General features: G+C 61.6%; 18 protein-coding genes. 11 read left to right on the forward strand and 7 right to left on the reverse strand.

All coding sequences use genetic code 11. From position 1 onward, the window contains the following. Positions 1 to 38 precede the first annotated feature (38 nt). Positions 39 to 1,079, forward strand: a complete 1,041-nt coding sequence (locus FHT29_RS10510) for a glutamine synthetase beta-grasp domain-containing protein (protein WP_037203169.1) — start codon at positions 39 to 41, stop codon at positions 1,077 to 1,079. Between the two features lie 238 nt (positions 1,080 to 1,317). Here the strand turns inward: FHT29_RS10510 and FHT29_RS10515 are convergent, their stop codons facing one another. Next, on the reverse strand, positions 1,318 to 1,779 hold the full coding sequence (locus tag FHT29_RS10515) for a carboxymuconolactone decarboxylase family protein (RefSeq protein ID WP_168599655.1): 462 nt from the start codon (positions 1,777 to 1,779) through the stop codon (positions 1,318 to 1,320). 32 nt (positions 1,780 to 1,811) lie between these two features. Beyond that, positions 1,812 to 2,315 carry an Rrf2 family transcriptional regulator gene (locus FHT29_RS10520; RefSeq protein WP_037203171.1) on the reverse strand — a complete coding sequence of 168 codons (504 nt, stop codon included), beginning with the start codon at positions 2,313 to 2,315 and terminating at the stop codon, positions 1,812 to 1,814. A 249-nt stretch (positions 2,316 to 2,564) separates the two neighbouring features. Between FHT29_RS10520 and FHT29_RS10525 the strand changes: the two genes are divergently transcribed. After that, positions 2,565 to 5,075 carry a ligase-associated DNA damage response DEXH box helicase gene (locus FHT29_RS10525; RefSeq protein WP_047556063.1) on the forward strand — a complete coding sequence of 837 codons (2,511 nt, stop codon included), beginning with the start codon at positions 2,565 to 2,567 and terminating at the stop codon, positions 5,073 to 5,075. 78 nt (positions 5,076 to 5,153) lie between these two features. After that, the gene (gene pdeM, locus FHT29_RS10530) at positions 5,154 to 5,891 is read left to right on the forward strand and encodes a ligase-associated DNA damage response endonuclease PdeM (RefSeq protein ID WP_047556061.1); all 738 of its coding nucleotides are present in this window, start codon (positions 5,154 to 5,156) and stop codon (positions 5,889 to 5,891) included. Between the two features lie 6 nt (positions 5,892 to 5,897). Here the strand turns inward: pdeM and FHT29_RS10535 are convergent, their stop codons facing one another. Next, positions 5,898 to 6,458, reverse strand: a complete 561-nt coding sequence (locus FHT29_RS10535; protein WP_047556059.1) for a dihydrofolate reductase family protein — start codon at positions 6,456 to 6,458, stop codon at positions 5,898 to 5,900. 109 nt (positions 6,459 to 6,567) lie between these two features. Between FHT29_RS10535 and FHT29_RS10540 the strand changes: the two genes are divergently transcribed. Further along, positions 6,568 to 7,071, forward strand: a complete 504-nt coding sequence (locus FHT29_RS10540) for a helix-turn-helix domain-containing protein (RefSeq protein WP_047556057.1) — start codon at positions 6,568 to 6,570, stop codon at positions 7,069 to 7,071. Here the strand turns inward: FHT29_RS10540 and FHT29_RS10545 are convergent, their stop codons facing one another. The 3 genes from FHT29_RS10545 to FHT29_RS10555 all read right to left on the reverse strand — a co-directional run bounded on the left by FHT29_RS10545 (position 7,072) and on the right by FHT29_RS10555 (position 12,784). Beyond that, a complete protein-coding gene (locus FHT29_RS10545) occupies positions 7,072 to 7,881 on the reverse strand; it encodes a TIGR02186 family protein (protein ID WP_047556055.1) in 810 nt (269 codons plus the stop codon). Continuing rightward, positions 7,878 to 8,801 (reverse strand): sulfite exporter TauE/SafE family protein, encoded by a 924-nt coding sequence (locus FHT29_RS10550; protein WP_037203176.1) that lies wholly within the window; start codon positions 8,799 to 8,801, stop codon positions 7,878 to 7,880. The genes FHT29_RS10545 and FHT29_RS10550 overlap by 4 nt, the downstream gene beginning before the upstream one ends. Before the next feature lie 299 nt (positions 8,802 to 9,100). Further along, a complete protein-coding gene (locus FHT29_RS10555) occupies positions 9,101 to 12,784 on the reverse strand; it encodes a peptidoglycan-binding protein (RefSeq protein ID WP_168599656.1) in 3,684 nt (1,227 codons plus the stop codon). A gap of 485 nt (positions 12,785 to 13,269) precedes the next feature. Between FHT29_RS10555 and FHT29_RS10560 the strand changes: the two genes are divergently transcribed. The 4 genes from FHT29_RS10560 (at position 13,270) to FHT29_RS10575 (ending at position 19,141) form a co-directional block, all read left to right on the forward strand. Next, complete coding sequence (locus tag FHT29_RS10560) at positions 13,270 to 15,066, forward strand: acyl-CoA dehydrogenase C-terminal domain-containing protein (RefSeq protein WP_168599657.1); 1,797 nt, start codon at positions 13,270 to 13,272, stop codon at positions 15,064 to 15,066. A 97-nt stretch (positions 15,067 to 15,163) separates the two neighbouring features. Continuing rightward, a complete protein-coding gene (locus tag FHT29_RS10565) occupies positions 15,164 to 16,372 on the forward strand; it encodes an acetyl-CoA C-acetyltransferase (RefSeq protein WP_168599658.1) in 1,209 nt (402 codons plus the stop codon). Between the two features lie 14 nt (positions 16,373 to 16,386). Continuing rightward, positions 16,387 to 18,597, forward strand: a complete 2,211-nt coding sequence (locus FHT29_RS10570) for a 3-hydroxyacyl-CoA dehydrogenase NAD-binding domain-containing protein (RefSeq protein WP_168599659.1) — start codon at positions 16,387 to 16,389, stop codon at positions 18,595 to 18,597. Positions 18,598 to 18,697: 100 nt separating this feature from the next. Beyond that, positions 18,698 to 19,141, forward strand: coding sequence for a nuclear transport factor 2 family protein (locus tag FHT29_RS10575; protein WP_047556382.1), 444 nt, complete (start codon positions 18,698 to 18,700; stop codon positions 19,139 to 19,141). 8 nt (positions 19,142 to 19,149) lie between these two features. Here the strand turns inward: FHT29_RS10575 and FHT29_RS10580 are convergent, their stop codons facing one another. After that, on the reverse strand, positions 19,150 to 20,361 hold the full coding sequence (locus FHT29_RS10580) for an MFS transporter (protein ID WP_168599660.1): 1,212 nt from the start codon (positions 20,359 to 20,361) through the stop codon (positions 19,150 to 19,152). Positions 20,362 to 20,496: 135 nt separating this feature from the next. Between FHT29_RS10580 and FHT29_RS10585 the strand changes: the two genes are divergently transcribed. The 3 genes from FHT29_RS10585 to FHT29_RS10595 all read left to right on the forward strand — a co-directional run bounded on the left by FHT29_RS10585 (position 20,497) and on the right by FHT29_RS10595 (position 23,052). Then, complete coding sequence (locus tag FHT29_RS10585) at positions 20,497 to 21,063, forward strand: TetR/AcrR family transcriptional regulator (protein ID WP_037203186.1); 567 nt, start codon at positions 20,497 to 20,499, stop codon at positions 21,061 to 21,063. A 252-nt stretch (positions 21,064 to 21,315) separates the two neighbouring features. Beyond that, on the forward strand, positions 21,316 to 21,741 hold the full coding sequence (mscL, locus tag FHT29_RS10590; RefSeq protein WP_037203190.1) for a large conductance mechanosensitive channel protein MscL: 426 nt from the start codon (positions 21,316 to 21,318) through the stop codon (positions 21,739 to 21,741). A 144-nt stretch (positions 21,742 to 21,885) separates the two neighbouring features. Beyond that, the gene (locus FHT29_RS10595; protein WP_037203192.1) at positions 21,886 to 23,052 is read left to right on the forward strand and encodes a pyridoxal phosphate-dependent aminotransferase; all 1,167 of its coding nucleotides are present in this window, start codon (positions 21,886 to 21,888) and stop codon (positions 23,050 to 23,052) included. Positions 23,053 to 23,203 lie beyond the last annotated feature (151 nt).

Genomic DNA, 23,203 nt, shown 5'->3' on the forward strand with positions numbered 1-23,203 from the left:
TTTTCTACTTCGCCTGATTAACTGTTATGAGGTGCGTAATGACGAAATTTAAGCTCGAGTATATCTGGCTCGACGGGTACACCCCGGTACCGAACCTGCGCGGTAAAACGCAGATCAAGGAATTCGACGCATTTCCGACGCTTGAGCAGCTTCCGCTTTGGGGCTTCGACGGTTCGTCGACGATGCAGGCCGAAGGCCGCAGCTCCGATTGCGTGCTCAAGCCCGTCGCCCTCTATCCCGACCCGGCCCGCACCAACGGCGCTCTCGTCATGTGCGAAGTCATGATGCCGGACGGCGTTACGCCGCACGCTTCCAACAGCCGCGCGACCATCCTTGACGATGAAGACGCATGGTTCGGCTTCGAGCAGGAATACTTCTTCTATAAGGACGGCCGTCCGCTCGGCTTCCCGGAAGCCGGCTACCCGGCTCCGCAGGGCCCGTACTACACCGGCGTCGGCTACAGCAATGTCGGCGACGTTGCTCGCGAAATCGTCGAAGAGCATCTCGATCTTTGCCTGGAAGCCGGCATCAACCATGAAGGCATCAACGCCGAAGTGGCCAAAGGCCAGTGGGAATTCCAGATTTTCGGCAAGGGCTCCAAGAAGGCCGCCGACCAGATCTGGATGGCCCGCTACCTGCTGCAGCGCCTGACGGAAAAGTACGGCATCGACATCGAGTTCCATTGCAAGCCGCTCGGCGACACCGACTGGAACGGCTCGGGCATGCACTGCAACTTCTCGACCAAGTTCATGCGCGAAGTCGGCGGCAAGGCTTATTTCGAAGCGCTGATGGCTCAGTTCGACAAGAACCTCGACGCTCATATCGCCGTCTACGGCCCGGACAACGACAAGCGTCTGACCGGCAAGCACGAAACTGCTCCGTGGAACAAGTTCAGCTACGGCGTTGCTGACCGCGGCGCCTCGATCCGCGTTCCGCACTCCTTCATCAAGAACGACTACAAGGGCTACCTCGAAGATCGTCGCCCGAACTCGCAAGGCGACCCCTACCAGATCGCTTCGCAGGTTCTGAAGACCATCTCGGAAGTCTCGACTGAAGGCTTCGCTTCGGCTGCCGCCTAAAGCTTCCAAGCTTGGCTTGCTGAGCATAGGAAATAGAAAAGTGAATGAATGACGCGGGACTTCGGTCCCGCGTCATTCGTTTTTTTGGGCCAGTTCTGAGCTTATCAAATGGCGTTTATCGCCCAGATTCTCGTGTGCGCCGGCTGCTAACCCAAACTCCGTCATCCTCGGGCTTGACCCGAGGATGACGGAGTCTAGTGGCGAGCGGAGACGCACAGCATGTTTAGGAAAAGGAAACTCAGGCCGCCTTGTTTGCCGCATCGACCGGATGCAGCGCGCGGAAGCCGACGGCGAGCCGGTTCCAGATATTGATCGCGCCGATCGCCACGGTGATCTTGACGATCTCCTCTTCGCTGAAATGCTGTTTCAGCGGTTCGTAGTCGGCATCCGGTATGCCCGTCTGTGCAATCTTGGTGACGGAGTCGACCCAGCGAAGCAGGGCGCGTTCGCGGTCGTCATAAACAGGCGATTCCCACCAGACGCACAGCAGGTTGATCCATTGTTCGCTAAGTCCGTCGTGCCGGGCTTCTTTCACATGCATGTCGACGCAATAGGCGCAGCCATTGATCTGCGAGGCGCGAAGCTTGATCAGGTGGATGAAGCGGCGCTCCAGACCCGAGCTCTGGACGAAGTTTTCCAGTGCGACGATGGCCTTGTAGGAGTCGGGCGAGGCTTTGGCGAAATTGAAACGGGGATGCATGATCTTCTCCTTGGGTTCTCGTTTTTTTGGGTTCAGCTTTTGGTCTTGCGTTCATGGATCGCGAGAAAGGCGCAGCCCCTCGCGTTTATGCCGCCGTCCGTGTCCGTTTGCCTGAGGTCGGTCAGCACGTCGGCGATGCTGGTTTTGGCCAGTTCGGCCCGATAGGCGCGTTCAGCCGCAAGCATGGCGGCGTTGATGCCGCAGGGCTTGGCGAAATAGCGCCCCGGCAATGGGCTCGGGCCGCGCTGGCGGATTTCCGCGCAGCGGAAGGCGGGCGCCGGACCCTCGGCGGCCAGCACGATATCAAGCAGGCTGATCGCCTCGGGCTTGCGCGCCAGCCGATAGCCGCCTTTCGGCCCCGGAACCGTATCGAGAATGCCGGCGCCCGAAAGCGCCTGCAGATGCTTCAGAAGGTAGCTGACCGAGACGCCATGAAATTCGGCAAGGGCAGCGGCCGAAAGCACACCTCCATCCGACAATCCAGCCAGCATGCTGACGCAATGGATGGATTGTTCGACGCCGTCTCCGAGCTTCATGTCTCTGCCTTTCTAATCATGGATATTTTTTATCTGCGATTATTCTGGGAGTCAATTGCTTTTTTAATTGGGGCGGTACGTAGCCTGAAAGGTGGCTGTCGATATGCTGCGTGCCCGACACCCCCCTTGTGGGGAGATGTCACGACAGTGACAGAGGGGGGTGCACACTTTCTACGAACTCCAAAACCAACGATGCGAAGTCAAACATCCCCGCTTCTCATCCGCCGCATATCCATTACATTTGCCCGCGTGGACCAGATCGACCCGGAGCACCCTCTTGCCCTGCCTGCCCCCTTCATCCGCTGGTTTGCGGAAAAGGGCTGGCAGCCGCGTGCCCATCAGCTCGAACTGCTAGCTCGCGCCGAGGCCGGCGAAAGCACGCTATTGATCGCACCGACGGGCGCGGGCAAGACGCTGGCCGGCTTCCTGCCGTCGCTCACCGATCTCACCCGCCGCGGCAAGGTCCCGCCCGGCTCGGCCTTCACCGGCATCCATACGCTCTACATTTCGCCGCTGAAGGCGCTCGCCGTCGATATCGAGCGCAACCTGATGAAGCCCGTTACCGAAATGGGTCTGCCTGTTTCGGTCGAAAACCGCACCGGCGATACGCCTGCCGGCAAGCGCCAGCGCCAGAAGCTCAATCCGCCCGATATTCTTCTGACGACGCCGGAACAGGTGGCGCTTTTGCTTGCCAATCGCGAGGCCGAGCGCTTCTTCAAGGATCTGAAATATATCGTCTTCGACGAGCTGCATTCGCTGGTCACCTCCAAGCGCGGTCACATGCTCTCACTTGGTCTCGCCCGCATCCGCAGGCTCGCGCCAAGCGTCCGGACCATCGGCCTTTCGGCCACCGTCGCCCAGCCGATGGACCTGCAGAAATGGCTGGTGGCGCAAGAGCAAGGGAAGGAGCAACATGCCGGCCTGGTTCTGGTCGATGGCGGCGCCAAGCCTGACATATCGATACTATCAACCGAAGAGCGCATCCCCTGGTCCGGCCATTCCGCGAAGTATGCGATCCCCGATATCTATCGCGAACTGAAGGCCCATCGCACCACGCTGCTCTTCGTCAATACGCGCTCGCAGGCAGAAATGCTGTTTCAGGAGCTGTGGTCCGCCAATGACGACAATCTGCCGATCGCCCTGCACCACGGCTCGCTCGATGTCGGCCAGCGCCGCAAGGTGGAGGCGGCCATGGCCGCCAACCGCCTGCGCGCTGTCGTCGCCACCTCGACGCTCGATCTCGGCATAGACTGGGGCGATGTCGATCTCGTCATCCATGTCGGTGCACCCAAAGGCGCAAGCCGTCTCGCCCAGCGTATAGGCCGCGCCAATCACCGCATGGACGAGCCTTCCAAGGCAATCCTGGTGCCGGCCAATCGCTTCGAGGTCATGGAATGCCAGGCAGCCCTCGACGCCAATTATATCGGCGCGCAGGATACGCCGCCGATCGGCGCCGGTGCGCTCGATGTTCTCGCCCAGCATGTGCTCGGCATGGCCTGCGCCGAGCCCTTCGACATGTTGGAACTCTATGATGAGGTGCAGAGCGCCGCTCCCTATGCCGATCTCTCCTGGGAAACCTTCGAGCGCATCGTCGATTTCGTCGCCACTGGCGGCTATGCGCTCCGGACCTATGAGCGCTATGCCCGCATCCGCAAGACGCCGGAAGGGCGCTGGCGCGTTTCCAATCCGCAGGTCGCCCAACAATACCGTCTCAACCTCGGCACCATCGTCGAAGAGGCGATGCTGAATATCCGCATGGTGAAGCGTAATGCGCTCGGCTCGCTCGGGCGAGGGGGAGCGCCGCTCGGCAAGGTCGAGGAGTATTTTCTCGAACAGCTTTCGCCCGGGGATACGTTTCTGTTCTCCGGTAAGGTGCTGCGCTTCGAAGGCATCCGAGAGAACGAATGCCTGGCGTCGCAGGCTTTCTCCATGGACCCGAAAATCCCATCCTATGCCGGCGGCAAGTTTCCGCTGTCAACCTATCTCGCCGATCAGGTGCGGGCGATGATCGCCGATCCCGACCGACGGCATCGCCTGCCGGATCAGGTGCGTGACTGGTTGGAACTCCAGAAGGAAAAATCGCTGCTGCCACGGCGCGACGAGTTTCTCATCGAGACTTTCCCACGCGGCAGCCGCGCCTACATGGTCGCCTATCCCTTTGAGGGGCGTTTGGCGCACCAGACGCTCGGCATGCTCTTGACCCGCCGGCTGGAGCGGGCCGGGGCCAAGCCGATGGGCTTTGTCGCCACCGATTATTCCCTTGGCATATGGGGATTGGAGGATATGGGGATGATGATCGCCAATCGCCGTCTCAGCCTCTCCGATCTCTTCGATGAGGACATGCTCGGCGATGATCTCGAGGCCTGGCTCGACGAATCCTTCCTGCTGAAACGCACCTTCCGCAATTGTGCCGTGATTGCCGGCTTGATCGAGCGCCGGCATCCCGGCAAGGAAAAGACCGGCCGTCAGGTGACGGTATCCGCCGACCTGATCTATGACGTGCTGCGCAGCCACGAGCCGGATCATATCCTGCTGCAGGCGACCCGGCAGGATGCCGCGACGGGACTTTTGGATATCGGCCGACTTGGAGATATGCTGAGACGAATCAAAGGCCATATCACCCACCGGGCGCTGGATCACATCTCGCCGCTCGCCGTGCCGGTGATGCTGGAAATCGGCAAGGTGCCGGTGCCTGGCGAGGCCCACGATGCCGTGCTTGCGGAGGCTGCCGACGACCTGATCCGCGAGGCCATGGAATGAAGCATGATCCCAAAAAGTGTGAAGCGGTTTTTGGATGAGATCATGCGAAACAGACGACAAAGGTAGAGTATTAGGGTGATGAACCGCCTGGCGCTAGCGCGAGATATGAACGGTCAAGGGAACGGCGCGACGCCTGCCGCGAGCGTCGAGACCGTCGTTCACGGCGTTGCCGCCCTCTGCGATCCGCTCGGCGCGCTCTATCTGCCGGATGCCGGCATTCTCGTCGTCTCCGATCTGCATCTGGAAAAGGGCGCCGCTTTCGCCCGCCGCGGCATGCTGCTGCCGCCCTACGATACGTTGGCGACGCTGACCGTGCTGGCCGCCGTCATCTCCCGTTACGACCCGAAGCTCGTCGTCTCGCTTGGCGACAATTTCCACGATCGCGTCGGTTCGCAGCATTTGCCCGAGGAGTTTCGGAGTCTGATCGTCACCATGGCGCGCGGCCGCGAATGGATCTGGATCAACGGCAATCACGATCCGGACGGTACCGTCGATCTGCCCGGTCATTCGGTTGACGAGATGCACTATGGCGGGCTGACCTTCCGCCACGAGCCGAAGGCGGGACGGCATGCCGGCGAGATCGCCGGCCACCTGCATCCTTCCGCCACCGTCCGTCGCCGTGAGAAATCGGTGCGACGCCCGTGTTTCGCCACGGACGGCGCACGTCTGCTGATGCCCGCCTTCGGCGTCATGACCGGCGGCCTCGACCTTCGTCACAAGGCCATGGCCGGCCTGTTCGAGCCGGAGAGCCTGATCGCCCATCTGCTCGGCCGCGACCGCATCTATTCGGTGCGGTTTGGCAATCTGTCGGCCTGAAGCATTTCAGGCAAATTTCACCGGCTCGTAGCGCAGGACCACCGCTCCCGTTTTCAGCGCTCTGGATTCAAGCAGCTTCAACGGTCTCTGCTCGGCTGCCGGCTTGAAATGCGGATTGCCGGCGCCCAGCACGACGGGAACGAGGCAGGTGCGGATCTCGTCCACCAGATCAGCCTTGAGCAACACATCCGTCACCTCGGCGCTGCCGAAGACGAACATGGTCTTGCCGGGCTCTTCCTTCAGCTTCCTGACTTCGGCGGCAATGTCGCGAACCACGCGGGTATTGTTCCATTCCGCCTTGTCGAGCGTCCGCGAGGCGGCGATCTTGGCGATGCCGTTCATATAGGCGGCGATATCGGGTGTCTCAGTTGCGGTCCGCCAGTAGGCGGCCATTCCCTCATAGGTCTTGCGGCCGAAGATCAATAGGTCGCCCTCGTTGCCGAGCTCGGTCGCATAGCGTTCCAGTTCGTCGCCCCAGGCGAGCATGTGAAAATCGAGGTCCCATGGCTTGATTCCCTCGAAGTAGCCGTCGAGCGTCATGAGATTCCAGACAACAAGCTTCCTCATCGTTTTTCCTTCGCCATAACCGTATCATGATCAAAACCGCTTGCTAAATGCAAGCAGTTGAAAACTAGTTCGACTGATGGCAAAATGCAAGCAGTTTTTGGAGACTCTTATGGACGCATTGCACCGCTCAGGCTGCCCGATCAATCTGACGCTGGAAATCCTCGGCGATCGCTGGAGCCTGATCATCATCAGGGACATCATGTTCGGCAATCGCCGGCATTTTCGCGAGCTGCTGCAGAAGTCGGAGGAGGGTATCGCTTCAAATATTCTCGCCGACCGCCTGAAGCGGCTGGTCGAGCGCGGGCTTCTCACCCGTGACGATGATCCCACCCACAAACAGAAAGCCGTCTACAGCCTCACCGAGATGGCGATCGATCTCGTGCCGCTGTTTGCCCACATGGGCGCCTGGGGCCGCAAGCATCTTCCGGCCTCGGAGGAACTGTCGATCCGCGCCGAGCTGCTGGAAGAGGGTGGGCCGAAGCTCTGGGAGGATTTCATGGACGAACTGCGCGCCAGGCATCTCGGCAAGGTGCTGCCGCCGGGCACGCCGTCGGTGCTTGGCAGATTGACGCAAGCCTATCTCGCGGTGGTCGAGCGCAAGAAAAGCGAATGATCAGCTTTTCCGGAATATGAAGCTTGCCGCCCATCCGGTAATCAATGCCAGCAAGACGGAGAACACGCCGTAGGTGATCGGTCGCTGGTGCGCGGCGTCGGTTATCATCTGCTCTATGCCGGTCTTGATGACCCGCAGCGGCAGGGATTTTTCGTTCAGAAACTTGCCGGTTTTGAAGAGATAGGCGCGCACCGTATGCACGCCGTTCGGCACATCGGCGGGTATTCTGAGCGTCGCTTTGAACAGTGTGGAACTGACGAAGCGCACGCCTGCCGGATCGCTTTCATAGAGGCCTCCGGCCGATTGCAGCCGACGGAAGGCCTGCCGGAATTCCGGCACATCGGCGACATTGCCGACGAAGCCGACCGGGGTCAGGGGAATATGGTCGACGCCGATGCCGCGGTCGCTGAGCTCGAGCGGCGCGGTGATATTGTCGACGGCGCGCGTGCTCGACAGAGAATAGGCCTGCGGCACATGCTCGAATGTCATCGACCGGGTGTTGACCCAGATGCCGAAGACGCGCTCTTTCCTGCGCACCGTGGCGTTTTCGCGTGGGCCCTCCAGCACGACGACGATGTCGTACTGGCCGATCGCCAGAAGCAGCTGGTCGGTGTTCGAAAGGGCGCCGAAGATCGTCAGGTCGGCGCCGGCGAAGTCTGAGGTGATGGCGATCTCGCTCGTCGAGGTGCCGATCTCCATAGTCTCGCGCGATGATGTCGAGGTCGTCGGCTGATCGAGAAGCACCTGCGCCTGGCCGCCGAGCGGCGCAAGCAGTAGTGTCGCGGCGATGAGCAAGCCGAGGCGCCTCATCTGCTTACCCCTTCGAGCACGACAGAATAGACGTCTGCTGGCGTGACCACCAGGGCGATCGCCAGGCGAAGCCCGACGGCGAGAACGAGGAGGCCGAGCAAGGCGCGCAACTGCTCGCCGCGCAGCCTCTGGCCGACGCGCACGCCGTATTGGGCGCCGACGACGCCCGCCACCATAAGCAGGAAGGCCAGTATGATATCGACGGAATAGTTGGTTGCGGCCTGGACGATGGTGGTGAAGGCCGTCACGAAAATGACCTGGAACAGCGAGGTGCCGACGACCACGTTCGTCGGAACGCGCAGCAGATAGATCATGGCCGGCACGAGGATGAAGCCGCCGCCGATACCCATGGGCGTCAGCATGCCGACGAAGAAGCCGAGGCCGACGACCGGTATGGCGCTGAGATAGAGCTTGGATTTCTTGAAGCGCAGCTTCAAAGGCAGGCGCTGCACCCAGTTATGATGGCGCGGCTTGCCGGAGGACGGCGGCAGCTTTCCCGCGGCCCGGCGCATCGCCCGCACGCTTTCCCACAGCATCAGCGTTCCGACGGTGCCGAGCAAAAGCACGTAGATCAGCGAGATGATCAGGTCGATCTGGCCCAGTCGGCGCAGCAGCACGAACAGCCAGAGGCCGAACGTCGCACCCGCAAGGCCGCCCGCCAGAAGTATCGCCCCCAGCTTCAGATCGAGCGAGCCGCGGCGAAAATGGGTAAGCGCGCCCGAGACCGAGGAGGCGACGACCTGATTGGAGCCGGTGGCGACCGCGACGACGGGCGGGATGTTGTAGAAGATCAGGAGGGGCGTGATGAGAAAGCCGCCGCCGACGCCGAACATGCCGGAGAGGAACCCTACGGCTGCGCCCATGCCGAGAATAATGAGGATATTCACCGACAGTTCTGCGATCGGCAGATAGATCGTCACGCGTTGTTCCCATTTGCAGGCATTCCGGCATGTCGACCGGAGCCCGGACCATTTTCCCCTTTAAACAGCGGATTCTAATCTGAAATCGTTGCCAGAGCCTTAGGAAAAGCCATGCCGCTTCAGTTTTCGAATTGCTGGCTCCACTCTAGCGCGGATTTTTCCGCATTTCTGTGACGTTGATCCAGCAGATGGGTGACAGGATGTGGACGGCAGTGCGTATCGCGGCTCCCCGAAACGAAAAATGCCGGCGTGGTGGCGCCGGCATGTCGATGTCCTGAACTCCGCAGGAGCCGCAAAGCCTATTTGTTGCGGGCCAGAAGCTCCTTGACGACCTGATCGGTCACCCGGCCGTCCGACGGGAGACCGACCGACTTCTGGAAGCTTTTCAATGCCGCCACGGTCTTGTCGCCCATGCTGCCATCAGGCGCACCGGCGTCGAAACCGTTCTTGTTGAGGATCGCCTGGATGTTGCGAATAGCCTTCTTCATGTCGATGGAGGCTGTGTTCACACCCTTGCCGGTCGTCCATTCCTCCGGAATGTCGGTGCCGTTGGCCTTGGCGTCGGTCGGCTGCACTTTCCAGAGGTCGACCTTGGCGCGAGCGCTTTCGAGATCGGCCGGCTTCATGGCGTTGGCGACCTCGTCGCGCTTCTGAGCGGCGTCCTTGTCGCCGCTCTTTGCGGCGATCGCGAACCACTTGTAGGATTCCTGCAGATCCGCCTTCACGCCGTTGCCGCGCGCATAGAGGATCGCGAGGTTGAACTGGCTGTCGGACACGCCGAGGTTGGCGGCGCGGATGAACCAGTTTGCCGCCGAATCATAATCCTGCTGGCCGGCAGCGCCCGAGGCGTAGAGGACGGCGAGGTTATGCATGGCGCTGGCGTTGCCCTGATTGGAGGCCTGCTCGTAATATTGCTTGGCCTTGGCCAGATCGTGGTCGATGCCGTTGCCCTTCTCGTACATGCTGGCAAGACGGTACTGCGCGGGCGCGTAACCCTTGTCGGCCGAAAGCTGATACCAGCTTGCCGCTTGCTTGAGATCCGCCGCGACGCCGCGACCATCCGTATAGCGTGCGCCGATTTCGAAAAGCGCGACCGGGTCGCCCGACTTGGCGGCGGCGGCGAGCGAAGGCGGCTGGATGCCGTCGGGCACGCTGATGTCCGTTGGCGCTGGGGAAGCTGCTGCCAGCGCTGCCTTGTCGGCCGGAACGAAGGCAGCGGTCTGCTGTGCGGACGGCGGCGTGCTGCCGACCGGAGTCAGAGTCTCGCTTGCCTGGTTGCCGTCGAGCGGAGCAGCGACCGTCAGGTGATCGTTTGTCTGCGCAGGGGCCGGATTGGTGGGCGCTGCCGTCTGTTGAACGTCCGCCGCATTGCCCGTGGAAACGGCAGGCAAGGCGGATTGGTTTGCGAGCTGCTGGTTGTTCACCATCGGGCTTGCATTGGCAGCGATGCCGTTGGTCGCGGCGCTGGCTGCCGGCGAGGCCATCGTCGAGACCTCTGCGGGCGGCAGGGCCTTTTGGCCGCGCGTCAGCGTGTTGACCAGCGGAAACGCCATGATGGCGAGCAGGGCTGCGCCGACGGCAAGCAGGATCGGCCGACGGAAGCGCGAAAATGCACCGCCCTTTTTTGCGTCCTTCTTGGACGAAGGGGTCGAGCGCTGCGTCTGGTCGACTTCCATCGCCGCTGCCTGCGCGGCGCGGCGGGCTGCTGCGATATAGTCGGCGCGTTCGATTTCGGTCGGCTGGCGGCTGTTGCCGTTGCGCGCGGCATTCTGGCTGGCGCGCACGCGCTCCAGGATTTTTTTGATGTCGGGCGCGCCCGAGCCCGGCTCCAGCAGCGCGTTGGCCTCTTCGGCGGGCATCATGTCGGCGGGATCGATCGACGGTGCCTGTTCGATGACCGGGCGGTCCGGCGGGAAGATCGGTTCCGCCTTTTCGGGCGTGAACAAACGCTTGCCAAGGCTGGCGAGCAGACCGGCCTTCGAGCCGCTCTTCTTCACGGCCGCCTTGATTTCGGCTTTCGTGTTGGCATCGATCGCTTCCGCGATGGCGACCTCGGAAGAGGCGGCGGATTCGGCGGGCGCAATCGTGCGGATGATCGGCCCGGCCTTCTGCTGCGCAGCCATCGGCGGCTTCACGGCCGGCGCGTTCTCTTCGGCGAAGACGTCGCTTTCGAAGCCGGCGCCGGGCATGGCAGGTGTCGGCCGGCGATGCTCCATGTGATCCAGGCGGTCGGCGATCTGCAGCAGCGTGCCATGCAGCGCCTCGAAGGTGCGGTGCGTGCGTTCGTCGCTGCTGCGGCTGAGATCCTCTAAATGGCGAAGATCCTCGGCGAGCGCGCTAAGAGCGGACATATCGGCGGCCTGCACGCCATTGCCGATCCCGCCGTCCCGGGAATAGGCCTCGACGACTGCTTCCGCCGCGTGGCGCGCCGCTTCGATGATGTATTCGTCATTGGTCGCCATATAGTCTTCGATGGCGCTCATCCGGCGGTCGAAATCGACCGGGATGTGGTCGGCAGCAGCCCTCGGTTCATTCGTCAGCAATGCGGACAGATGGGCAATCTGCTCTTCGAGATTGCGCAGCGCCTGCGTGTCCGTCGGCGCTGCGGCCGTGCTGGCCTCCAGCCGTGCCGCGATATCGGACAGGCGCCCCTCCAGCCGGTGTGCCATGCCGTCGTCGAGGCCGGCCGCGGGAAGCGGCGGATGAAAATCCATCTCGTCGATGCGGCGGGCCAGGTAATCGAGCCGGTCCGCCAGCACGTGATCGACCGACCCATGCTCCAGTGCATCGATCTTGTGGGAGATGTCGGCGAGATAACCGACGAGCTCGGGCTGCACGGCGGCCTTCTGCGCGTGCTCCATCATGTAGGAAAGCTGGTCCAGACGTTCCTCGAGCCGGGCGACGGCCTTGGCGCTGCCCAGTTCGTCGATACGCACGGCAAGCGCTTCAAGACGACCGGAGAGATCGTCGGCCGGCTGGCGCCGCGCCGCATCGCGGCCCATCAGGTCTATCTGATCGGCAAGGCCGCCGATGCGGCCTTCCAGCCGTTGCATCGCCTGATCCTGCGGCTGCATCATGCTGCCGAAGCTCTCCACGGCGGTCGCGATCGCCAGCAGCTTGTTTTCCAGGGCATGCACGGCCGGGCTGTCGTTCCTGCCGGCCAGCTGCTGTTTCATGTCGTCGAGGCGATAAGCAAGCGAAACGAGCTCATCCTGCAGGCCGGCGGTGTCGATTGCCTTAACCTGGCGCTCGACATGATGCAGGGATTCCTCGCGGGCAAGGCCGTCCATCAGGGAGCGGAGCTCGTCGAACTCGGCCTTCAAGCCCATCGTTTCCGGCTGGCCAGCGAGTTGATTGATGCTGTCGGCAAGGCGAGTCATGTCTTCGCGCACGTCGGCGGCGAATTGCGTGTTCTGCGCGCTCTCGCGGATGTCGCGGATTTCGAGGCGTAAGGCGCCGACTTCGCGGGTCACGCTTTCGGCGATGTCACGCTTGAGATCCTGGCGAAGGTTGACGAGCGCCTGGGCGATGTCGACTGAGCTTTCGGCGGTCGGCTGCTGTGGCTGGCGCGCGGAGGTATAAGGATCGACCGGCCGGCGGGTCGGCTGCGGTTCGGCATGCGCGATATCGTCACGGCGCGCGTGCAGCCGCTCGCGGTTCGCCTCAAGCGCGCGCTGACGCTGGCGGATCTCCGCAAGCGGGTCGGGACGGATATCGTTTTCCTGGCGCTCGGCGCGCAGCGGGCGTTCATAGGGTCGGCTGACAGGGGCCTCGCGTTCGACGCGGGGCGACATGCGCTCCGGTACAGCGGCCCGCTCGGGAGCGGCTGCATAGCCGCCGGCAACGCGCTGGCGGGTGTCCCGGGAGGCGGCGGTGCCCATCAGGCCCTCTATGCGCGCCTCCAGCCCCTCGATCGTGCGGCTCAAAGCGTCCAGCGACGCCCAGTCGCCCGTACCGGTAGGATTTGATCGCGATCCGCTCATGTCTTTTGCTCGCTTCGAACTATCGACCACTACGGGCCACCGGACTGACAGGACGAGGACATCGCGACGTTTCCGCGCCGCCCGCATCCCACCATTCGGAAAGGGATAAATATATTGGCTTTCCTCAAACCGAGCCGCAAAACGGCGTTTCCTCAAAGGACAAAATTGAAGAAACGCGAAGCATTGCTGCTCAACTCGTACAATTTACGAAACGTGGTAAACAACTCGTTAAGTTTTGCCGAAGTCTTAACCTTTTATTTCGGTTCCATAATCGAATGTTCGGATATTCTTATGAAGGGACTGCGCCGGCGGCACTTCCAAAACCGGTGTTTCCCACTGCCTGGATCCAACAGTTCCCGCATCGCCCGTCACCAAAATTTCAACGCGCGGCACAAATTTGACGTTTACGCAAACGTCAATATTTTGTAAGAGTAGCCCAGTGGCCGGAATCTGAGATCCGGCGGCGAATTGGAGGAATTCGAGAAATGCCAGTCTACAAGGCACCGGTGAACGATACGCTCTTCGTCCTGAACGATGTGCTCGGGCTCGAGCGTTACAACAATCTGCCGGGTTACGCCGAAGCCACGCCCGACATGATCGAAGCGATCGTCGGCGAAGCGGCCAAGCTGTCCGAAGAGGTGCTCTTCCCCCTGAACTATTCGGGCGACCAGGAAGGCTGCGTGCGCCATGATGACGGCACCGTCTCGACGCCGAAGGGCTTCAAGGACGCCTATCGCGCCTATCGCGAAGGCGGCTGGCTGGGTCTGGCGGTGCCGGAGGAATTCGGCGGCCAGGGGCTTCCCTATGTGCTGCATTGCGCTGTCGGCGAATACACCTCCGCCGCCAATATGTCGCTGATGATGTATCCCGGCCTCACCCAGGGCGCGATCGCGGCCGTCCTCGTGCATGGCTCCGACGCGCAGAAGCAGACCTATTTGCCGAAGATGGTGGATGGCACATGGTCCGGCACCATGAACCTCACCGAGCCGCATTGCGGCACCGATCTCGGGCTGCTGCGCACCAAGGCGGTTCCGCAAGGCGACGGCAGCTACAAGATTTCCGGCCAGAAGATCTTCATTTCCGCCGGCGAGCACGACATGACGGACAATATCGTCCATCTCGTTCTTGCCCGCATCGAGGGGGCGCCTGAAGGCACCAAGGGCATTTCGCTGTTCATCGTTCCGAAGTTTCTCGTTAGGGAAGACGGCTCGCTTGGCGCCCGCAACCCGGTCTCCTGCGGCGCGATCGAGCATAAGATGGGCATCCATGGCAACGCGACCTGCGTGATGAACTATGACGGGGCGACGGGCTTCCTGATCGGGGCCGAGAACAAGGGCCTCAACGCCATGTTCGTCATGATGAACGAGGCGCGCCTCGGCGTCGGCCTGCAGGGGCTTTCGATCGCCGAGATTGCCTATCAGAACGCCGCCGCCTATGCCCGCGAACGCATCCAGGGCCGTTCGCTGTCCGGCCCGAAGGCGCCGGACAAGAAGGCCGATCCGATCATCGTCCATCCCGATATCCGCCGCACGCTGATGACCATCCGTGCCTTCAACGAGGCCGGCCGTGCCTTTCTGCTGTGGACGGCGCTGAAGTCTGATATCGCCCATCGCTCGCCAGACGAGAAGGAACGCCAGTCCGCCGACGATATTCTCGGCCTGGCGACGCCGATCCTCAAGGGCGTCATGACTGACAAGGGTTTCGAACATGCCGTCATGGCGCAGCAGGTCTTCGGCGGCCACGGCTATATCGAAGAGCATGGCATGAGCCAGTATGTCCGCGATGCCCGCATCACCATGATCTATGAAGGGGCCAACGGCATTCAGGCGCTGGATCTCGTCGGTCGCAAGCTGGCGCTGAACGGCGGTCGCGCCGTCATGGCCATGTTCAAGGAGATCGGCGATTTCTGCGAGGAGCATCGCAACGACGAACAGATGGGCTTCTTCACCAAGCATTTGAAGAAGGGCTTGAACGACGTGCAGGCCGCGACCATGTGGTTCATGCAGAACGCCATGGCCAAGCCCGACAATGCCGGTGCCGGCTCGACCGATTACATGCACCTCTTCGGCCTCGTCGTCCTCGGCTATATGTGGGCGAAGATGGCGAAGGCGGCGCAGGATGGCCTTGCGAACGGCGACAGCGCGCGCGAAGACTATTTGAAGAACAAGCTTGTCACGGCGCGGTTCTACATGGAGCGCATCATGCCGGAAACGGCGCTGCGCAAGGCCCGCATCGAAACCGGCGCCGACACGATGATGGAACTGGCGGCGGAAGCCTTTTGAGTTCGACCTTCTCCCCGGCGGGGAGAGTGGGGAATTCGCGGCTTCGGTCGCCATATGCTGAATTGGAAGGCGGCACGCCGCCGCAGGGAGATGAGACATGACCGAGGTTTTCATTTACGACCACGTGCGCACGCCGCGCGGGCGGGGCAAGAAGGATGGATCGCTGCACGAAGTGCCGTCCGTACGTCTTGCCGCCAAGACGCTTGAAGCGATCCGCGACCGCAACGGTCTCGACACAGCGACGGTTGACGACATCATCATGGGCTGCGTCGATCCGGTCATGGAAGCAGGCGCCGTCATCCCGAGGGGTGCTGCCTTCGAAGCGGGCTACTCCACCAAGGCGCCCGGCATGCAGATTTCCCGTTTCTGCGCCTCCGGCCTCGATGCCGTGAATTTCGGTGCGGCCAAGATCGCGCAAGGGGCTGATGATATCGTCATTGCCGGCGGCGTCGAAAGCATGTCGCGCGTCGGTCTCGGCATGTCCGGCGGCGCGTGGTTCATGGATCCCTCGGTCAACTTCCCGGCCTATTTCATGCCGCAGGGCGTCTCAGCCGATCTGATCGCCACCAAATACGGCTTCTCGCGCGATGATGTCGATGCCTATGCCGTTGAAAGCCAGAAGCGCGCTGGTAATGCCTGGGAGAAGGGCTACTTCAAGAATTCTGTCATTCCGGTGAAGGATATCAACGGCCTGACGATCCTCGACAGGGATGAGCATATGCGCCCCGGCACCGATATGCAGGCGCTGGCCTCGCTCAATCCCTCCTTCCAGATGCCGGGTGAGATGGGCGGCTTCGAAGCCGTCGGCATCCAGGCGCATCCGGAAGTGGAGCGCATCAACTACGTCCATCATGCCGGCAATTCTTCCGGCATCGTCGATGGCGCTGCCGCCGTGCTGCTCGGCTCCAAGGCGGGCGGCGAGAGCATGGGCTTGAAGCCGCGCGGCCGCATCAAGGCTTTCGCCAATATCGGCTCCGATCCGGCATTGATGCTGACCGGCCCCGTCGACGTCACCGAAAAGCTGTTGAAGCGCTCGGGCATGACCCTTGCCGATATCGATCTCTTCGAGCTCAACGAAGCCTTCGCCGCCGTCGTGCTGCGCTACATGCAGGCCTTCGCCATTCCGCACGACAAGATCAACGTCAACGGCGGCGCCATCGCAATGGGCCATCCGCTGGGCGCGACCGGCGCGATGATCCTCGGCACCGTTCTGGACGAGCTGGAGCGCCGCGACCTCAATACCGCGCTGGTCACGCTCTGCATCGGCGCCGGCATGGGCACGGCCACGATCATCGAACGCGTCTGAGGGAGGGGAAACCAATGGCTTACACAAATTTCACTGTCGAGACCGACGCAGACGGCATCGCACTCGTCACCTGGGACATGCCCGGCAAGTCCATGAACGTCTTCACCGCCGAGGTGATGGACGAGCTGAACGCCATCATCGACGCGACAGTTGCCGATGCAGCCGTCAAGGGCGTGGTCTTCACCTCGGGCAAATCGTCCTTCTCCGGCGGTGCCGATCTGTCGATGATCAAGTCGATGTTCTCGTTCTATCAGGAGGAGAAGGCCAGGGATCCGGCCGCCGCGACGCAGAAGCTCTTCGATCTCGTCGGTCGCATGACTGGCCTGTTCCGCAAGCTGGAGACCTGCGGCAAGCCGTGGGTTTCGGCCATCAACGGCACCTGCATGGGCGGTGCCTTCGAGCTGTCGCTGGCCTGCCATGGTCGCGTCGCTTCGAGTGCCAAGAGCGTCAAGATCGCGCTGCCCGAGGTCAAGGTCGGCATCTTCCCGGGTGCCGGCGGCACGCAGCGTGTGTCACGATTGACTGACGCTCAGTCGGCCCTACAGATGATGACGACGGGCCAGTCGCTGACGGCGGCGCGCGCCAAGGCGATGAACCTCCTGCACCAGGTGGTCGAGCCGGACCAGCTGATCCCCGCGGCCAAACAGATGATCAAGGACGGCCTGAAGCCGGTCGCACCCTGGGATGAAAAGGGTTTCAAGGCGCCGGGCGGCGGCATCTGGACGCCGGCCGCAGCCCAGCTCTGGCCGGCAGCCCCGGCCATTCTGCGCCGCGAGACATCGGGCAACTATCCGGCCGCACTCGCTATCCTGAAATGCGTCTATGAAGGTCTGCAGGTTCCCTTCGACACCGGCCTGAAGATCGAGCAGCGCTATTTCACACATGTGCTGCAGACCACTGAAGCCTATTCGATGATCCGCTCGCTGTTCATCTCCATGCAGGAACTCGGCAAGGGTGCTCGTCGCCCGGCGGGGCAACCGAAGACGGTGTTGAAGAAAGTCGGCGTTGTCGGCGCCGGCTTCATGGGGGCTTCCATCGCCTATGTCACCGCAGCGGCCGGCATCCCGGTCACGCTCATCGATCGTGATATGGAAGCCGCGACCAAGGGCAAGGGTGTCGGCGAAGGTCTGGTCAAGGATTCAATTGGTAAGGGAAGACTGACTCAGGATGAGGGAGCAGCCCTGCTTTCCCGCATTACGCCCTCGGCCGATTACTCCGATCTGAAGGATGCGGATCTCGTCATCGAGGCGGTGTTCGAGGATCGCGACGTCAAGAAGGCCGTCATCGAAGCGGTGGAAGCCGTGCTGCCGGCAGGCGCCATCTTCGCCTCCAACACCTCGACGTTGCCGATCACCGGTCTCGCTAAGAATTCCAAGCGCCCGGCGGATTTCATCGGGGTCCATTTCTTCTCGCCCGTCGAGAAGATGATGCTGACCGAGGTCATCCTCGGCAAGGAAACGGGCGACCGTGCCATTGCCGTCGCGCTGGATTACGTCGCCGCCATCAAGAAGACGCCGATCGTCGTCAACGACACCCGCGGCTTCTTCGTCAATCGCTGCGTCTTCCGTTACATCCATGAAGCCTATGACATGCTGATCGAAGGCGTGCCCGCGGCGATGATCGAGAATGCCGCCAAGATGGCCGGCATGCCTGTCGGCCCGTTGGCGCTCAACGACGAAGTTGCCATCGATCTGTCCTACAAGATCCTGAAGGCGACCGTCGCGGATCTCGGTGAGAAAGCGGTCGATCCGCGTCACATGCAGCTAGTCAGCGGTCTTGTGGAAGGCGAAGGTCGCCTCGGTCGGAAGAATACCAAGGGTTTCTACGACTATCCGCCGAAACCGGCCAAGAAGTCGCTTTGGCCGGGCCTGAAAGAGCTTTATCCGCAGAAGAAGGCCGATGACGTCGATGTCGGCGTGCTGAAGCAGCGCTTCCTCGTCACCATCGCGCTTGAGGCGGCGCGTACCATGGAAGAGGGCATCGTCACCGATCCACGTGAGGCCGATGTCGGCTCCATTCTCGGCTTCGGCTTTGCACCTTATGCCGGTGGCGCGCTGTCTTACATCGATGGCATGGGCGCCCAGGCTTTTGTCGATCTCTGCGAAAAGCTTGCGACGGCCTATGGTCCGCATTTCATACCAACGGCACTTCTGAAGGACATGGCCGCGAAGGGCGAGAGCTTCTACGGCCGCTTCAATCCCTACGGCGTCGAGAAGGCGGCTTGAGGCAATAATCCATCGCGGACAGCAAAAAATGGGCCGCTCCTGTCGGGATCGGCCCATTTCGTTCGTCCTCTGCTCAGTCCACCAAACCGAGGAGAGTGACATGACAGAGATCATCGGCAATCGCGACGAGGCCGAAGCCATTGGTGACGTGCTTGCAAGCTGGGCCACCGCCCTTGGCAACAAGGATGCGGCTGGTGTCGTTGGGCATCTGAGCGACGATATCGTCAGCTTCACGCTGGCGGCACCCCTGGTGCACAAGGGCAAAGGTGCAGACGGCTTGGAGAATTGGTTTTCGACCTGGCAAGGCCCGATCGGTGGCGATGCCGTCGACGTCAAGCTGACTGTCGGTGAAGACGTCGCCTTCTGGACCGGGCTTGTGCATATGACTGGCCGGAAGACCGATGGCTTCGAAGTCGACCTCTGGTTCCGCCAGACGCTCGGCCTCAGAAAGCAGGCCGGTGTCTGGAAGATCGTGCACGAGCACACGTCGGTGCCATTTGCGATGGACGGCAGCGGCCGCGCCGAACTCGAACTGAAACCGTAAGGATTATCTTACGCTATGCTCAACGGTTTCTCCTTGCCAGCCCGCAGGGCAAGGACACCCCAGCCGACCAGCAGAAGGATCGCCGCCGCGTAAATGTCGGCTGCCGCAGCAAATCCGAGCGCCTTCGACAGGAAGCCTGCCAGGATAGCCGGCACGCTGAAGGCGAGGTAGCTCTGGATATAGAAGGCCGAAAGCAGCCCGGCGCGCTCGTCCGGCTTTGCCAGCGGCATGATGCTGCGCACGGTGCCGAGGAAAGTCGCGCCGAAGCCTGCGCCGGCGATCAGCGTTCCCGCGGCAAGGATCGACACCTCAGCCGCATGCACGCCGGCGACGACAGTCAATACGCCGAGCGTCATGCTCGATATGCCAAATGTCATTGATGTCGCGGCCGATCTCTTGCGCAGCAGAAACACAGCACCCGCGCCGCTGATCGTCAGCGCCGCGACCACGGAGCCGCCGACGAGAGGCGCCGTGCTGCCGGTCGTCGCACTCACGAGCGAGGGCACCAGCGATAGATAGAAGCCGCCGAGGGCCCAGACGGCAACATTGATCGGCGTCAGCGCCAGCAATGCGCGGCGAGCCTGCGGCGGAACCGCCACTTCCGGCTTCAGCGATGCGAGAAGCCCGGCCCGGCGTCGGGTCGTTTCCGGCACCAGCCAGAGAAGCACGGCCTGAATGGCAAGCAGGACGAGCGTCACGGCATAGACAAACAGCGTTGGCGCCGGCGCGTACTCGACCAGCAGGCTCGTACCGAGCGCGCCGATCGCCATGCCGGCAAGCGGCGCAAGGCTGTTGGTGATCGAACCCTTGATCGGATCGAGATCGACAAGCGCGGCGCCGATGGAGCTTGCTGCGGCGCCCGTTGCCAGGCCCTGCACGATGCGCGCGACGATCAGCCAATTCGGACCCTCGGCCATTAAAAACAACGCCATCGCCACCATATTGAGGAGGATGGACACAAAGATCACCGGGCGGCGGCCGAGATGATCGGAGATCGAACCGACGATGAGCAGCGCGACGAGCAGGGCGAAGGCATAGACGGCGAAGATCACCGTGATCAGCACCGGCGAAAAGGCGAAGGCCTGCTGGTAGAGGCGATAAAGCGGTGTCGGCGCGGAGGAAGCGGCAAAGAACAGGGCGCTCGTCACTGCATAATAGAACGGCGCCAGGCGTCTGGCCGGCGAAATCGGAGTGCTGGCGGTGGATTCGATCGAGGGCATCGACTATATCCTGCTTAAAGCTAAAAGATTGCGTTAGGCTCATATAGAGCGCCGCATGCACAAAAGCAAATAATTTGCGTTAGTGGACAGTCAACCCCGTTCACGATAGGCAAAAGGGAAAGATTGGCAAGGTTTATGGGCTATAGGGAAAACCCGCGTCCGGGTGGGCGCAGCGCCAGGGTTCAGGCTGCGGTGCACCAGTCCGTCCGCGATATGCTCTCGACAATGGATCGCGCCGATGTGACGATCCCGTTGATCGCGCAGCGCGCCAATGTCACGCCGTCGACGATCTATCGCCGCTGGGGCGATCTGCAGGAGCTCCTGGCCGATGTCGCTGCCTCGCGCCTGCAGCCTGACGGCGCGCCGCCAAAGATCGGCAGCGCGCGCGACGATCTCGAAGCCTGGGTCGAGCAATATGCAGACGAAATGGCCTCCGGCGTCGGCCGCGAGATGATCCGCGATGTGCTCTCGGCCGCCGATGCGACAAATGCCGAAAGGTGCAGCGGCTATACCCAGCATCAATTATGTGTGCTCATTGCCCGGGCCAAGGAATACGGTGAAGCTTTTCCGACCCTGGTCGAGCTGATGGATCACGTCATTTCGCCGATCATGTACCGCGTCCTTTTCGATCAGGCGCCCGGCACAGACTATGTTCGCGAACTCATCGCACGAGCAATGCCGAGGGACACATCCCGAACTTGAGACGGCGGTCGATTCCGGCGCACGACTCACCAGACGCTGTCGGGCTGTCTTCTTTGCGACTTTGATTGGTTGCCCGCAACTGACGAACAAGTTAACGGATGAATACACGCAAAAATTGTCAATGCAATGGAATTTCCTTGGAATACGCGTGCCGGAATGGGGCCCTTCGTCAATTTGTTATTGAAAAATAAAGCAGAAGATGATGCTAATTATCTTTAGCGAATTCAACGGCAACGCGAAGGGGTCTGCTCAATGCTTAATGAATTCAAGGCATTTATCGCACGCGGCAATGTCATGGATCTCGCCGTCGGAGTGATCATCGGCGGTGCTTTCGGCGGCATCGTGAAATCGCTGGTTGACGATATCATCATGCCGGTCGTCGGTGCGATTTTCGGCGGCTTCGATTTCTCGAACTACTTCTTCGGTCTCTCCTCGGCGGTCAATGCGCCGACACTGGCGGCTGCCCGCGCCCAGGGTGCGGTTTTCGCCTACGGTAATTTCATCACCGTCCTCATCAACTTCCTCATCCTCGCCTGGATCATCTTCCTGATGGTCAAGGGCGTGAACACGTTGCGCAAGCAAGTCGAGCGCAAGGAAGAGAAGATCGCCGAGGCAGCGCCTCCGCCGGCGGATGTCCAGTTGCTCACCGAGATCCGCGACCTTCTCGCCAAGCGTTGAGGGGGCTCCGCGCCGCTGATTTTAAAGCCTCGGCCCGACAAGGGCCGGGGCTTTATTCATCACCAAAATCGATCGGTCACTAAGGCAAAGTCATGGGATTTGCCCACCATTGTGCTCTATGAAGGCGAAAACCGGAGACTTTGCATGTCGATACTGAATAGCCTCAGCCCGCGTGCGCTTGCAGCACCCGAAAGCGGGATCGTCGAAGTTGTGAATTATGCCCGTGGCCGTGACGGCCTCCTGCCGCTCTGGGTCGGCGAGGGCGATCTGCCGACGCCGGATTTCATCAATCGCGCCGCCATGGCCTCGCTCAACGCCGGCGAAACCTTCTACACCTGGCAACGCGGCATTCCGGAACTGCGCCAGGCGCTCGCCGATTACTATGGCCGGCACTTCGGCACCTCCTTGCCGATGGAGCATTTCTACGTCACCGGCTCCGGCATGCAGGCGATCCAGCTTTCCGTACAGGCGATCACCTCGCCCGGCGACGAAATGGTCTATCTGACACCCGCTTGGCCGAATATCGCCGCCGCGCTGGAGATATCAGGCGCCCGCTCCGTCGGTGTGCCGCTGCAGTTCGAGAATGGCAAATGGTCGCTCGATCTCGGGCGTCTCGAGGCTGCGATCACGCCGAAGACCAAGGGTCTTTTCATCAACACCCCATCCAACCCGACCGGCTGGACGGCAACGCATCAGGATCTTGCCGATATTCTGGCGCTGGCGCGAAAGCACGGTCTCTGGATCATGGCGGACGAAATCTACGCGCTCTACTATTATGCCGGCGGCCGCGCGCCGAGTTTCCTCGATATCAAGGAAGCCGACGACAAGATCCTCTTCGTCAATTCCTTCTCGAAGAACTGGTCGATGACCGGCTGGCGGGTCGGCTGGATCGTCGCGCCGGCCGAACTCGGCCAGGTAATCGAAAATCTCGTACAATATTCGACATCCGGCGTCGCGCAATTCATGCAGCGCGGCGCGGTCGCCGCCCTGAACGAGGGCGATGACTTCGTTCGCTCGAACATCGCCAAGGCCACCCGTTCTCGCGATATTCTCTGCGATGCCCTGATCGCCACCAACCGCGTGCAGACGCTGAAGCCGGATGGAGCGCTCTATTCCTTCCTCAAGATCGACGGCGTCACCGACAGCCGCGGAGCCGCCATCGACATCGTCGACAAGACCGGCGTTGGCCTCGCGCCCGGAACGGCTTTCGGGCAGGGCGGCGAACTCTTCCTGCGCGCCTGCTTCCTGCGCGACCCGGCTCAGGTCGCCGATGCCGCAGAGCGGTTGAGCCGGTATATTTTGAGTTTGTAACGAGAAGCATCTTCGCGATTGCCGCACCTCTGATACCCCCTCTGTCACGACAGTGACAGAGGGGGATGCGCATCCTCCCCGATATCGATACTTACCCGTCGTATAGCCAATCGATAAAATGCAACCGATCCCGCAAATCCCTACCTAACCA

Source organism: Rhizobium sp. SG741, from assembly GCF_012275435.1.
Classification (GTDB): Bacteria; Pseudomonadota; Alphaproteobacteria; order Rhizobiales; family Rhizobiaceae; genus Rhizobium; species Rhizobium lusitanum.

What these genes read in the sequence shown, in the direction of transcription:
- FHT29_RS10540 (WP_047556057.1), top strand. Translation starts at nt 6,568, where the DNA reads ATGGACGCATTGCACCGCTCAGGCTGCCCGATCAATCTGACGCTGGAA.
- FHT29_RS10565 (WP_168599658.1), top strand. Translation starts at nt 15,164, where the DNA reads ATGACCGAGGTTTTCATTTACGACCACGTGCGCACGCCGCGCGGGCGG.
- pdeM (WP_047556061.1), top strand. Translation starts at nt 5,154, where the DNA reads ATGAACCGCCTGGCGCTAGCGCGAGATATGAACGGTCAAGGGAACGGC.
- FHT29_RS10535 (WP_047556059.1), bottom strand. Translation starts at nt 6,458, where the DNA reads ATGAGGAAGCTTGTTGTCTGGAATCTCATGACGCTCGACGGCTACTTC.
- FHT29_RS10585 (WP_037203186.1), top strand. Translation starts at nt 20,497, where the DNA reads ATGGGCTATAGGGAAAACCCGCGTCCGGGTGGGCGCAGCGCCAGGGTT.
- FHT29_RS10595 (WP_037203192.1), top strand. Translation starts at nt 21,886, where the DNA reads ATGTCGATACTGAATAGCCTCAGCCCGCGTGCGCTTGCAGCACCCGAA.
- FHT29_RS10575 (WP_047556382.1), top strand. Translation starts at nt 18,698, where the DNA reads ATGACAGAGATCATCGGCAATCGCGACGAGGCCGAAGCCATTGGTGAC.
- FHT29_RS10515 (WP_168599655.1), bottom strand. Translation starts at nt 1,779, where the DNA reads ATGCATCCCCGTTTCAATTTCGCCAAAGCCTCGCCCGACTCCTACAAG.
- FHT29_RS10555 (WP_168599656.1), bottom strand. Translation starts at nt 12,784, where the DNA reads ATGAGCGGATCGCGATCAAATCCTACCGGTACGGGCGACTGGGCGTCG.
- mscL (WP_037203190.1), top strand. Translation starts at nt 21,316, where the DNA reads ATGCTTAATGAATTCAAGGCATTTATCGCACGCGGCAATGTCATGGAT.
- FHT29_RS10560 (WP_168599657.1), top strand. Translation starts at nt 13,270, where the DNA reads ATGCCAGTCTACAAGGCACCGGTGAACGATACGCTCTTCGTCCTGAAC.
- FHT29_RS10570 (WP_168599659.1), top strand. Translation starts at nt 16,387, where the DNA reads ATGGCTTACACAAATTTCACTGTCGAGACCGACGCAGACGGCATCGCA.
- FHT29_RS10520 (WP_037203171.1), bottom strand. Translation starts at nt 2,315, where the DNA reads ATGAAGCTCGGAGACGGCGTCGAACAATCCATCCATTGCGTCAGCATG.
- FHT29_RS10510 (WP_037203169.1), top strand. Translation starts at nt 39, where the DNA reads ATGACGAAATTTAAGCTCGAGTATATCTGGCTCGACGGGTACACCCCG.
- FHT29_RS10580 (WP_168599660.1), bottom strand. Translation starts at nt 20,361, where the DNA reads ATGCCCTCGATCGAATCCACCGCCAGCACTCCGATTTCGCCGGCCAGA.
- FHT29_RS10545 (WP_047556055.1), bottom strand. Translation starts at nt 7,881, where the DNA reads ATGAGGCGCCTCGGCTTGCTCATCGCCGCGACACTACTGCTTGCGCCG.